This window comes from Ensifer sp. M14 (assembly GCF_003355565.1).
Lineage (GTDB): Bacteria > Pseudomonadota > Alphaproteobacteria > Rhizobiales > Rhizobiaceae > Ensifer.
In genome coordinates this window covers 997,922-1,010,347 of sequence record NZ_QJNR01000004.1, presented here as the reverse complement: position 1 = coordinate 1,010,347, position 12,426 = coordinate 997,922, and the positions used below count along the sequence as shown (strand labels likewise).

Here is a 12,426-nt window from a genome sequence, read left to right as displayed (position 1 = left end):
GATCACAGGCTAAGGGTATCCACTGTCAGTTTCTGTCAGCATCAATCCGAACCGTGCATGAAAAAGCCGCCGCTCCTGGGATGGAGCCGGCGGCCTTATCAAACCGTTCTAGCGGATTGACGTGCGTGGCTGCGTCAGAAGACGGCCAGATACTTCAGCAGCGAGATGATGCCGATGACGAGCACGATCGCCTGCACGATCTGTTTCGCCCGGCCGTCGAGCGGCAGGCGCTGGACCAGATAAAGCACGAGCACGATAACCAGGAACGTGATCAGAATGCTGATGAGAAGCCCCATAGACAAACTCCCTTTGTAAGGCGACGCGAAGTCGTCTGAGTGATAACGACGGAGCAGGGAGAAAAGTTCCAGTCGTGGCAAGGACTTATTGGATCGAGGCGCGGATCTGAGACCTTGGCCGACGTGAAACCAGGGGTCAGCACATGCTGGTTGTCAGCCGCTACAACGGCCGCAACGATACTCTCCAAGATCCACCTCCGGCCTGAAGCGCCACGGCGCCAATGTCAGCTCGCCACCTTGCAGACGATCCCGGCGTCGTTGTCGCCCTTGGTCGCGTCGTAGAAGGTCACCTCATCACCCTTCGTCCACCAGATATACTGGCCGCCGACATATTTGGCGCCCGATGCGGCAATCACGTTGGACGCGACGGTGAAGTTGCCGTCGATGGTGAAGGTCACCAGGGAGACCGGGCCGGCATTGATGTATTCGGCCTCGACCGGCTTGCCGCCGCAGTCGTATCGCACCTGCTGGCGATCGACCGTTTCTGCGCCCGGAACGGAAATCGCGATATCGACGCTGCCCGATCCGCCAGCCGCCATGGACGCAAGCGTCAGAGCCGGCGCACCGGCCGACTTGCCCAGTATCAGCTTCGAGCCTTCGACATCCCAGGACAGCTCGCTGCGCAACGCATCCAGGAACTTGCGCTCCTGATCCATCACCGCCGGCACGCACATCTTGCGAGTGGAGGCCGCCGGTCCGAAGGTGATCTTCGCGCCGGAAAGGCTGAAGGTCCCGGTAAAGTGGTTGCAGCCGGCCATGCCGCCATAGGTTCCGTCGTCGCGGATTTCCAATGTCGACTGGAGATTGTCGATGACGCCGCGGCCGGCGATATCCTCGGCAAGCCAGGTGCCGACGAGCGCCTGCGGCACGTTTTCGGCAGCGACCGTCTGCATCGAGGCCATTTCGATCAACACGCAGGCGCAGGAAAGGGCGGTGGCGACTTTCAGCATCGGGAACTCCTTGGCGCTTCGACTCGTGATCCGATTCTTAGCCCGATCACACGTCGGATTGAAGGCCGCGCCCTTGTTGCACGTCGATTTCGCCTGTAGAGCCTAGCGCATACCCTGAAGACCGGCATCGGTTTTCGGCAAAATCAAAACGCGACTTCCATCGTAGAAGCCGGCGTCTGACGCCCCGCCCGGGCACCGAACGCCCCCGCTGGAACAGCGAACAAGAACATGGGAATTGGCATGGCATCCCGCGAAAACGCGAAGCGCCGACTGACGATCCTGGGCTCGACCGGCTCCATCGGCACCAACACGCTCGATGTCGTCAAGCACCTGGGTGGTCGCGACAGTTTCGAGATCGTCGCCCTCACCGGCAACGGAAACATTCCGCTGCTGGCGCAGCAGGCGATCGCCCACGGCGCCGAACTTGCTGTCACCGCCGACGACAGCCATTACGCCAGCCTCAAGACAGCGCTTGCCGGCACCGGTATCGCAGTAGCATCCGGCAAAAGCGGCCTGATCGAGGCGGCTGAGCGCGATGCCGGCTGGGTGATGGCGGCCATCGTCGGCAATGCCGGGCTCGCCCCGACGCTCGCCGCCGCAAGCCGCGGCGCCGACATTGCGCTTGCCAACAAGGAATGCCTGGTTTCCGCCGGCAGCCTGTTCATCGAGGCGGTCAAGCAGGGTGGAGGCCGGCTATTGCCGGTCGATAGCGAGCACAACGCAATCTTCCAGGTGCTGGAAGAGCACCAGCGCCATGCCATCGAGCGCATCATTCTCACGGCCTCCGGCGGCCCGTTCCGCACCAAGACACTCGACGAGATGCGCCACGTCACCGCCGATGTCGCCCGCGCTCACCCGAACTGGTCGATGGGTCTAAAAATCTCGATCGACAGCGCCTCGATGTTCAACAAGGCACTGGAGATGATCGAGGCGAAACATCTGTTCGGGCTGAAGCCGGAGCAGATCGAGGTCATCGTGCATCCGCAGTCGGTCATCCACTCGATGGTCGGCTACACCGACGGCTCGGTGCTGGCACAGCTCGGCTGCCCCGACATGCGCACCGCCATCGGCTACGCGCTCTCCTATCCCAGCCGCTGCGACCTGCCGATCGAAAGGCTCGACTTCGCCAAGCTGTCGCGCCTCGACTTCGAAGCGCCCGATGAAATCAGGTTTCCCGCGATCCGCCTGGCGCGCCGCGCCATGGAAGAGGGCGGCGTGCAGGGGGCCGTGCTGAACGGCGCCAAGGAGACGGCGCTGGAAGCTTTTATCGCGGGAGAGATCGGATTCCTGGCCATGGCCGAAATCGTCGAAACCGTCATGGACAAGCTGTCGGACCTGCCCGCGGCCGTCACCATGGACGATGTCTTTGCCGCCGACGAAAAAGCCCGGCAACTGGCTGCCGGGCTGCTGCAATAGCTTTTTGATCGGGCGCTGCCGCCCCTCATCCGGCCTGCCGGCCACCATCTCCCCGCCGGCGGGGCGAAGGAAACGCATGGCAACGTTCAAGCCGCGAACGAACGTTCGCAACATTTCCCTTTAACGGCGTGCATCCAGTGACGTGCCAGCTTTTGTCCTCGTCCCCTCTCCCCGCAAGCGGGGAGAGGGTTAGGGTGAGGGGCAATCTTCTCGGAAGATTAGGTGAGCCGAACCTTACGCGACTGCCCGTGCCAGCGCACAGCGCGACCACAGCGAATGCAGCGCGCCGACCAGATGGTCGATATCGGCATCCGAATGCAGCGGTGTCGGGGTGATGCGCAGGCGCTCGGTCTTCTTCGGCACCGTCGGATAATTGATCGGCTGCACATAGACGCCGAAATGGTCGAGCAGCAGGTCGGAGATCCACTTGCACTTGGCGGCGTCGCCGACCATGACCGGAACGATATGGCTCGGGTTCGGCATATGCGGAATGCCGCGCTGGTCGAGCAGCGAACGCAAGCGGCGCACGCGCTCCTGATGGGCGAAGCGTTCGAGCTGGCTTTCCTTCAGATGACGGATGGATGCGAGAGCACCGGCCGCCAGCGTCGGCGGGAGCGCCGTCGTGAAGATGAAGCCTGATGCAAACGAGCGGATGAAATCGCAAAGCGCGGTCGAGCCGGTGATGTAGCCGCCCATGACGCCAAAGGCCTTGCCAAGCGTGCCCTCGATGACGGTCAGGCGATCCATCAGGCCTTCGCGCTCGGCGATACCGCCGCCGCGCGGGCCGTACATGCCGACGGCGTGCACTTCGTCGAGATAGGTCATGGCGCCGTACTTGTCGGCGAGATCGCAGAATTCCTTGATCGGGGCAATGTCGCCGTCCATCGAGTAGACGGACTCAAACGCGATGATCTTCGGCGCGCGCGGGTCGGCGGCGGCAAGCTTCGCTTCGAGGTCTGCTACCGAATTGTGCTTGAAGATGACGCGTTCGCACTTGGAATGACGGATCCCCTCGATCATCGAAGCGTGATTCCCGGCGTCTGAGAAGACGATGACACCGGGAATCTTCGAACAGAGGGTTCCGAGTGCTGCCCAGTTGGACACGTAACCCGAGGTGAACAGAAGCGCCGATTCCTTGCCATGCAGATCTGCGAGCTCGCGCTCGAGCAGCACATGGTAGTGGTTGGTTCCGGAGATGTTGCGGGTGCCGCCGGCACCGGCGCCGCATTCGTCGATGGCGCGCTTCATCGCCTCAGTGACGATGGAATGCTGGCCCATGCCGAGATAGTCGTTGGAACACCAGACGGTGACTTCCTGGATACCTTCAGCCGTGTGGCGCGCGGCCTTCGGGAAGTTGCCGCGATGGCGAGCGATATCGGCGAAAACCCGGTAGCGACCTTCCTGATGCAGCCCGTCCAGTTCGGTTTTAAAGAAATTCTCGAAGTCCATCATCTTCTCCAGTGCCCTGCCGCTTTTTTTGATTCAAAGCGACCAGGGGTCAACCCCGCAATGCAACGCGCCCGCCGCCTGCGGCAAAAGGCCTCTAGTTTTGAACCGTTCCAAAGAAAGCCTTAGCGCATGTAAATCCCTCCAAGCTTGATCGAAGTCAAGCTTGGACGGAAAAAGGGCGGCCAAAACCGCCCTTTTTGTCACATCAGAACGGGTTCAATCCACTCATGCCGCCGCCACCGCGCGTTTTGCCATCACCTTCACCAGATTGGCGCGATAGCTGGCATCCGCATGGATATCAGACAGCAGGTCGGACGCATCGACCGTCACATTGACCAGTGCGTCCGGTGACCAATTGGCGGAAAGCGCTGCCTCCATGCCCTTGTGCCGAAAGACACCGTTCGACCCGGCCCCCGTCACCGCGACGCGGACATCTCCGTTGTCCCGCCGCGCCACGAAGACGCCGGTCATGGCGTAGCGCGAGGCCGGGTTGGCGAACTTCTGGTAACCGGCCTTTGCCGGAGCCTCGAAGGTAACAGCCGTCACCAGCTCGCCGTCCTCGAGTGCCGTCTCGAAAAGACCGGTGAAGAAATCGCCGGCAGCAATTTCCCGCCGGTCGGTGATGATGGTCGCATCGAGCGCCAACATCGCCGAGGGGTAGTCGGCTGCCGGATCGTTATTGGTGATCGAGCCGCCGATCGTGCCCATGTGGCGCACATGCGGGTCGCCGATATGGCTGGCAAGCCCCGAAATCGCCGGACAGACGGCTGCAAGTTCGGCCGAGGACGCCACCTCGAAATGCGTCGTCGCCGCTCCGATCCTCACGGTTCTCCCGGACACCCCGATGCCCTTCATTTCCGGGACCTGCCTGACATCGACCAGATCGGTCGGTGCGGCAAGCCGCTGCTTCATCGTCGGTATCAGCGTCATCCCGCCGGAGAGATACTTGCCCTCCCCTGCAGCCTGCCGGAGCTTGACGGCATCCTGAATGGAGGACGCCCGGTGATAGTGGGTCTCGTACATGACGCGTCCTCCCTCTCAGTTGGCAGTGTGGGCGGCAGCCCACACCTTTTGCGGCGTCGCCGGCATCGTCAGCCGGTTGTTGCCGATGGCATCGGTGATGGCGTTGATTAGCGCTGGCGGCGAGCCGATGGCGCCGGCCTCGCCGCAGCCTTTGATCCCGAGCGGATTGTTCGGGCAGGGCGTGTTCGAGGTCGAGACCTTGAACGACGGCAGGTCGTCAGCGCGCGGCATGGCATAGTCCATGTAGCTCGCTGTCAGCAGCTGGCCGTTTTCCGGATCGTAGTGAACGTTCTCGAGCAGTGCCTGGCCGATGCCCTGCGCCAGGCCGCCATGCACCTGCCCCTCGACGATCATCGGGTTGATGATGTTGCCGAAATCGTCGGCCGCGACGAACTGGATGATCTTCGTCACGCCGGTCTCCGGATCGACCTCCACTTCGCAGATGTAGCAGCCGGCCGGGAAGGTAAAGTTGGCCGGATCGTAGAAGGCGCCCTCCTTCAGCCCCGGCTCCATGCCCGGCGGCAGGTTGTGGGCGGTATAGGCGGCCAGCGCCATCTGGAACCACGGCACCGTCTTGTCGGTACCGGCGACTTTCAGCTCGCCGTTCTCGATCACGATGTCGCTTTCGTCCGCCTCCATCAGGTGGGCGGCGATCTTCTTCGCCTTGGCTTCGACCTTGTCGAGCGCCTTGACGACCGCCGACATGCCGACGGCGCCGGAACGCGAACCGTAGGTGCCCATGCCCATCTGCACCTTGTCGGTATCGCCGTGCACGATGTTGACGCTGTCGATCGGCACGCCGAAGCGGTCGGCGACCAGCTGGGCGAAGGTGGTTTCATGCCCCTGCCCATGGCTGTGCGAGCCGGTCAACACCTCAATCGTGCCGACGGCATTGACCCGGACCTCGGCCGATTCCCACAAGCCCACGCCGGCGCCGAGCGAACCGACCGCTGCCGACGGCGCGATGCCGCAGGCCTCGATGTAGCAGCTCATGCCGATGCCGCGCTTCATGCCGCGTCCGGCTGCTTCCGCCTTGCGGGCAGCAAAGCCGTTCCAGTCGGCGGCCTTCATCGCCGCATCGAGCGACGCGTCATAGTCGCCGGCATCGTAGTTCATGATGACGGGCGTCTGGTGCGGGAAGCTGCGGATGAAATTGATCCGTCGGAGTTCCGCCGGCGAGACCCCGAGTTCGCGCGCCGCCGTCTCCATGGTGCGTTCCAAGAGATAGGTCGCTTCCGGCCGGCCGGCGCCGCGATAGGCGTCGACCGGGGCGGTGTTGGTGTAGACCGTGCGCACATTGGCGTGGATCGCCGGGATGTCGTACTGGCCTGACAGCAGCGTCGCATAGAGATAGGTCGGCACCGCCGAGGAGAACAGCGACATGTAGGCGCCGAGATTGGCGACCGTGTCGACCTTCAGCCCGATGATCCGGTTGTTGGCATCGAACGCCATCTTCACCTTCGAGAGGTGATCGCGGCCATGCGCGTCGGTGAGGAAAGCCTCCGTCCGGTCCGACGTCCATTTCACCGGCACACCGGTGCGCTTGGAGGCCCAGAGACAGACGATCTCTTCGGGATAGATGTAGATCTTAGAGCCGAAGCCGCCGCCGACATCGGGCGCAATCACCCGCAGCTTGTTCTCAGGCGCGACATTGTAGAAGGCGCTCATCACCAGCCGCGCCACATGCGGATTCTGGCTGGTGGTGTAGCAGGTATAGTGCTCGTCGCCGCCGTCATAGATCCCGAGCGTGGCGCGCGGCTCCATCGGGTTCGGCGACAGGCGGTTGTTGTGAATGGTGATCTCGGTCACGTGCGCCGCCGCCGCGATCGCCTTGTCGGTGGCGGCGGGATCGCCGATCTGCCAGTCGAAGATCAGATTGTTCGGCGCCTCTGGATGCAGCTGCGGCTGGCCCTGTTCCAGCGCCTTGGTCGCATCGGTGACAACGGGCAGCTCCTGATAGTCGACGACGACAGCTTCTGCCGCATCCTTCGCCTCAGCAATGCTGTCGGCGACGACGATGGCGACGGCATCACCCACATACCGCACTGTCTCATGCGCAAGCGGCCGCCAAGCGCCCATCTTCATCGGCGATCCGTCCTTGGAATGGATCATCCAGCCGCAGATGAGATTGCCGATTCCGTCGGCGAGCAGCTGCTTGCCGTCGAGCACGCCGACCACCCCGGGCATGGCCTTGGCCGCCGTAGCGTCGATCGACCTGATCTTCGCATGCGCATAGGGGCTGCGCACGAAGATCGCATATTTCATGCCCGGCACCGACATGTCGTCGGTATAGCGCCCCTTGCCGGTCAGGAACCTTTTGTCTTCCTTGCGCGCCACCCGCGCGCCAATACCTTCAACGCCCATTGCCGATCTCCTCCCGAGATATCCAGCGAAAGTCCTGCGGTGAAATGTGATCGCGGCGAGAAGTCATCGCCGCGGGCCGGATGTCATTCGGCAGCGACGCGGGCACCGCCCATTTCGGCGGCAGCCGCCAGGATCGACTTGACGATGTTGTGGTAGCCGGTACACCGACAGATATTGCCTTCGAGCTCGGCGCGAACGGTCGCCTCGTCGAGCTGCCCGCCATGCCGGCGGATCATGTCGACGGCTGTCATCACCATGCCCGGAGTGCAGAAACCGCATTGCAGGCCGTGATTGGCCTTGAAGGCTGCCTGAACGGGATGCAGCTCGCCGTTTGCGGCCAATCCTTCGATGGTGGTGATGTCCGAGCCCGCCGCCTGCGCGGCGAGGGTGGAACAGCTCTTCATCGACCGTCCGTCCATATGGACGACACAGGTGCCGCATTGCGACGTGTCGCAGCCGACATGGGTGCCGGTCAGTCCAAGGTTCTCGCGAATGAAATGCACCAGTAGCGTTCGGTCATCGCACTGACCGCTCACCTGACGGCCGTTGACCGTCATTGTAATCTTCGCCATTTCGCTCCTCCGGGTGGGTCAATGCCAACACGAGCGCGGAAAGCCGGGTGATGATCTGTTCACGCGACTTCTAGAAACGCGCCAACTGCTATCGATGCCCTTCGCCTCGTGGCTCGCTCCTCCGCGTCCCCGTGGCTTGTCTGTATCATTGTCTTTTTTTGGAATGTCGCAACCGCCCGAAGGCCGGCCACGATAAAAAATTTGCGTGATGGTTGCGCTTGCCGGAATGAGGCCTTCATGTCCCGTTCAGGAACGATATCATTATGTTGGCGGCGAAGAGAATCCGCCGGACCTTCTGTAGACTTTCACAGCGGCCGGTTTATTTTCTGCAATTGCAAGTTCAGGTGGAGAAAGACAGCCGTCTTTTTGCCAATCACTCAAGGGACGGACGAGGCGACAGGCTGAGATCCGTAGAGATCGGAGAGAACAATGAAGAAAGCCATCGCACTTGTGCTGGTTGCCTTGTCGGTTGCGAGCTGCACCCAGACTGAAAAGGGTGCGGGCATCGGCGCCGTCTCGGGCGCGATCATCGGCGGCGCGATCACCGGCGACGTCCGTGGTGCAGCTGTCGGCGCTGCCATCGGCGGCGTCTCCGGCGCGGTCATCGGCAATGTCACCGAACAGCCGGGCCAGTGCTACTACCGCGACCGCTACGGCCGCCGCTACATCGATTCCTGCCCGCGCTAAGCCGCAGGCACGGTCGATCGTATCGACAAGATGTCCGACGTCAAATGACCGTCAGGGCGAAACATCACCCCTCATGGCTCCCACCGTGAGGGGTTTTTCGTTTTCTGCCCCGGTCATCGATCTGCCGACAGCAGTGCCGCCCGGTAACCCCATCGAACGCGGTGGCGCAGGAACCGGGTGGCCGGCGGCAACGCAACTCTGTCAGGTACCTCGAACCACACCAATCGAGGACCTCTCCATGCCCAAGCCGCCAGCCGCCGCCCTGCCCTCCGCGTTCAAACGCATCGGTTGGTCCAACCTATTTGCCCAATTCTCCGAGCAAATCGCCTTGGCGGCAGCACCGCTTGCCGCCGTCCTTCTGCTTTCGGCCGGCCCCGCCGAAACCGGCTGGCTGCAGATGGCCGAGACGCTGCCGTTTCTGCTGCTGTCCATTCCGGCCGGCCTGCTCGTCGATCGCGCTTCACGGCGAACGCTCATGGTCTTCTCCGAAGTGTTGCGCGCCCTGTCGCTGGTCGCCACCCTGGCTTTGATGGCAAGCGGCCTGCTCACCCTGCCGCTTCTGGCCATCATGGGTTTCGTCGGGGCGATTGGAACCGTCTGCTACAATGTCGCCGCACCGGCACTGATCCCCGCGATCGTCCCGCGCGCGCAGCTTGCCGATGCCAATCGCTGGCTGGAGCTTGCCCGCAGCCTCGCCTATTCCGGGGGACCGGCGATCGGCGGGGCGATCGTCGCCTGGACCGGCGCGTCGCTCGCCTATGTCGCGGCGACCACGCTTTCCCTTCTCGCCGTCGTCCTGCTCGCCGGCCTCAGCGAACAGGAACAGACGGCACGCTCCCAGCGCAACCTGCTTCACGACCTGGCCGAAGGCGCGCGCTTCCTTGCCGGCCATGCGCTGCTCCGACCGATCCTCGTCACCGCCATCGTCTTCAACACATCCTGGTTCGTGCTGCAGGCGGTCTATGTCGCCTACGCCGTCCGCACACTCGGATTGACGGCAACCGGTGTCGGCGTGACGCTCGGCATCTATGGAGCCGGCATGATGATCGGCGCCTATGCTGCCCCCGCCATTGCGCGTCGCATTCCCTTCGGCGTCATGATCGCGCTCGGTCCGCTTAGCGGTCTGCTCGCAGCCGTCGTCATGCTGCTGACGATCTGGTTCCCCCATGGCGCGCTTGCGGGGCTGAGCTTCTTTCTGTTCGGTGCGGGACCGGTTCTCTGGTCGATCGCCACGTTGACGCTCCGGCAGGCCATCACCCCGAACGCGATGCTGGGTCGAGTTTCGGCCTTCATCACCACGGCGACATTCGGCGCAAGGCCGGTTGGCGCAGCGCTCGGCGCCATCGTCGCCACCCACTATGGTGTCAAGGCTTGCCTGGCCGTCGCAACAGTGGGTTTCCTCGTCCAGTTTCTTGTCATCATCGCCTCGCAGGTTCCCAGGTTACGGGCGTTGCCCGAACCGGCTTGACGCTGCCGCGTTGCCTCGATGCGACCATCCGATGCCCGGCAAACATCGCCCGGCAGACGTCCACGGCAACCGCCATCTCGGCTACGGCACTTGGTTTTTGTGCTGCGCTGACAACATTCCGGGTCTTTTTCAGCGAAATCGATCCGGAATCTGGGCCTCAGGGGTGGATGCGGAGCGCTGTCATCGTTAACAGATGGAAAACCTTAGGCATGCGATAGTGACCCCGCCGCATATTGAAGGCAGTTTGTATTGGGTCGCCTTAAGACGGGATGCGGAAGCGAATGTCCCCACCACGGTCGAGTATTGCGTACTGGAAGGCAGCGACTGCGCTCGCGGTTGCCGCCTCGTGCGCGCTTGGCCCCGTGTCCGCGAGCAAAGCCTACGCGTTCAAGATCTTCGGCATGAAGTTCTTCGAGGGCGACGAGGACGAGGCGCAGGTCATCGACCCCGTGAATTACACCCTCACCTTCGACCCCGGCACCGATGACAAGGAACTGAAAGAGGCGCTGGAGAACAGCTCGCAGCTGGTCCAGGGCCAGGAAAAACCGGTTTCCGGCGACCTTGGCCTTGCGATCCGCGCCCGCGACGACCGCGACCGCCTGCTCGCCGCACTCTACGAGAAGGCGCGCTACGGCGGCACCGTGGCGATCCGGATCAACGGCCAGAACCTTGACAGCCTGCCGCCCGATCCCTCCTTCCCCAACGGCCAGCCCGTACCCGTCACAGTGACCGTAAAACCGGGCCCGGTGTTTTCGCTCGGTTCGGTCAAGTTCGAAGGTGATGCCGCCGGTCTCAATCCCGCCGACTACGATCTCGCGCTCGGAACAAGGGCGGATTCGACGAGGATCATCAAGGCCGGCGAAAAGGTCGTCAACGATCTGCGCGAACAGGGACGGCCGTTTGCCAAGCTGACCGAGCGCAGCGTCGTTGCCGATCACGCGGATTCGACCGTCGATGTGGTGATATCGGCGGAAGGCGGGCCGGTCGCACCCGTTGGAGAGGTCAGCGTTTCCGGAACCAAGACCGTCGATCCAGGCTTCGTGCGCGACTATTCGCGGCTCAACGAAGGCCGCCCCTATTCGCCCGAGGATATCCGCAGGGCCTCCGAGCGGCTGCGCCAGCTCGGTGTGTTCTCCAGCGTCACGATCAAGGAGGCCGGCACGCTTTCGCCCGATGGCTCGATCCCGATGAAGATCGAGGTGTCCGAAGGCAAGCACCGCTATTTCGGCTTCGGCGCTCAGGTCTCGACCACGGATGGCCTCGGGCTTTCCGGCTATTGGGGGCACCGCAACCTCTTCGGCCGGGCGGAATCGCTGCGGATCGAGGGCTCGATCGACCGTATCGGCGAGACCCAGGAGCTCGACAAGCTCGACTATTCCGCCGGTATCCTGTTTGCCAAGCCCGGCGCCTTCGGCCCGGCCTCGACCTTCACCGCCAGCCTCAAGGCCAATATCCAGGATCCGGATGCCTATCGCGCCAAGATCCTGACCGGTGCGGCCGGGGCGACATTCGAACTGTCGCCGACCGACACGGTCTCGGGTGGCGGGGAAATCAGCTGGGCGGATGTCGATGACGCCTTCGGTTCGAACTCCTACCTGACGGCCGCCATTCCGCTCGAATATGTGCGCGACACCCGCGACGACAAGCTGAACGCGACCGAAGGCTACCGTGCGCTGATCAACGCCAAGCCGAGCTACGAGATCAAGGGCCAGACCTTCTTCTCGTCCTTCGAGGCATCGGCATCGGGTTATCACGCGCTCGGTGACGAGAAGCGGTTCGTTCTCGCCGGCAAGATCGGTGCGGGCGTTCTGGTCGGCGGCGACGGCCTGGCCGACATTCCCGCCAACCGCCGCTTCTATCTCGGCGGCGGCGGCTCTGTGCGCGGCTATTCCTATCAGGAGATCAGCCCGCGCAATGCCAGCAACGACCTGACCGGCGGACGCTCCTATGTCAACGCTTCGCTGGAGGCACGCATTGCCATCACCGACACGATCGGCATCGTTCCTTTCATCGATGCCGGCACGGTATCGGCGAGCACCACGCCCGACTTCTCCGACATTCGCGCCGGCGCCGGCATCGGCCTTCGTTACCAGACACCATTCGGGCCGATCCGTCTCGATGTGGCCATGCCGCTCAACAAATATCCCGGCGGCACGACCTACGGCATCTATGCCGGTATCGGCCAGTCCTTCTGATTCCAG

The 12,426-nt window shown here is 63.0% G+C and carries 10 protein-coding genes; 4 read left to right on the top strand and 6 right to left on the bottom strand.

The genetic code is table 11. The annotated features are described in order from the left end of the window. Positions 1-134: 134 nt before the first annotated feature. Entirely contained in the window at positions 135-296 is a 162-nt protein-coding gene (locus tag BLJAPNOD_RS04880) for a Thivi_2564 family membrane protein (protein WP_107027568.1), read from the bottom strand. Positions 297-520: 224 nt separating this feature from the next. Beyond that, on the bottom strand, positions 521-1,246 hold the full coding sequence (locus BLJAPNOD_RS04875; RefSeq protein WP_115419092.1) for an META domain-containing protein: 726 nt from the start codon (positions 1,244-1,246) through the stop codon (positions 521-523). Between the two features lie 240 nt (positions 1,247-1,486). On the opposite strand from BLJAPNOD_RS04875, the gene dxr reads away from it, so the two are divergent. Beyond that, a complete protein-coding gene (gene dxr / locus BLJAPNOD_RS04870) occupies positions 1,487-2,662 on the top strand; it encodes a 1-deoxy-D-xylulose-5-phosphate reductoisomerase (protein WP_115421133.1) in 1,176 nt (391 codons plus the stop codon). 234 nt (positions 2,663-2,896) lie between these two features. Here the strand turns inward: dxr and hemA are convergent, their stop codons facing one another. The 4 genes from hemA to BLJAPNOD_RS04850 all read right to left on the bottom strand — a co-directional run bounded on the left by hemA (position 2,897) and on the right by BLJAPNOD_RS04850 (position 8,070). Beyond that, positions 2,897-4,111, bottom strand: coding sequence for a 5-aminolevulinate synthase (hemA, locus tag BLJAPNOD_RS04865; protein WP_077502178.1), 1,215 nt, complete (start codon positions 4,109-4,111; stop codon positions 2,897-2,899). A gap of 225 nt (positions 4,112-4,336) precedes the next feature. Beyond that, positions 4,337-5,134, bottom strand: coding sequence for a xanthine dehydrogenase family protein subunit M (locus tag BLJAPNOD_RS04860; RefSeq protein ID WP_115419091.1), 798 nt, complete (start codon positions 5,132-5,134; stop codon positions 4,337-4,339). A 15-nt stretch (positions 5,135-5,149) separates the two neighbouring features. Continuing rightward, positions 5,150-7,498: a xanthine dehydrogenase family protein molybdopterin-binding subunit gene (locus BLJAPNOD_RS04855; protein ID WP_115419089.1), complete on the bottom strand. Its 2,349-nt coding sequence runs from the start codon at positions 7,496-7,498 to the stop codon at positions 5,150-5,152. Between the two features lie 83 nt (positions 7,499-7,581). Continuing rightward, on the bottom strand, positions 7,582-8,070 hold the full coding sequence (locus tag BLJAPNOD_RS04850; RefSeq protein WP_115419088.1) for a (2Fe-2S)-binding protein: 489 nt from the start codon (positions 8,068-8,070) through the stop codon (positions 7,582-7,584). A 429-nt stretch (positions 8,071-8,499) separates the two neighbouring features. Here BLJAPNOD_RS04850 and BLJAPNOD_RS04845 point away from each other — a divergent pair, with 429 nt between their 5' ends. From BLJAPNOD_RS04845 to BLJAPNOD_RS04835, 3 genes are all read left to right on the top strand, one after another. Further along, positions 8,500-8,757 carry a glycine zipper family protein gene (locus BLJAPNOD_RS04845; RefSeq protein ID WP_065780791.1) on the top strand — a complete coding sequence of 86 codons (258 nt, stop codon included), beginning with the start codon at positions 8,500-8,502 and terminating at the stop codon, positions 8,755-8,757. Positions 8,758-8,995: 238 nt separating this feature from the next. Then, positions 8,996-10,225 (top strand): MFS transporter, encoded by a 1,230-nt coding sequence (locus tag BLJAPNOD_RS04840; protein ID WP_115419087.1) that lies wholly within the window; start codon positions 8,996-8,998, stop codon positions 10,223-10,225. 281 nt (positions 10,226-10,506) lie between these two features. Beyond that, positions 10,507-12,420, top strand: a complete 1,914-nt coding sequence (locus tag BLJAPNOD_RS04835; RefSeq protein WP_115419086.1) for an autotransporter assembly complex family protein — start codon at positions 10,507-10,509, stop codon at positions 12,418-12,420. Positions 12,421-12,426 lie beyond the last annotated feature (6 nt).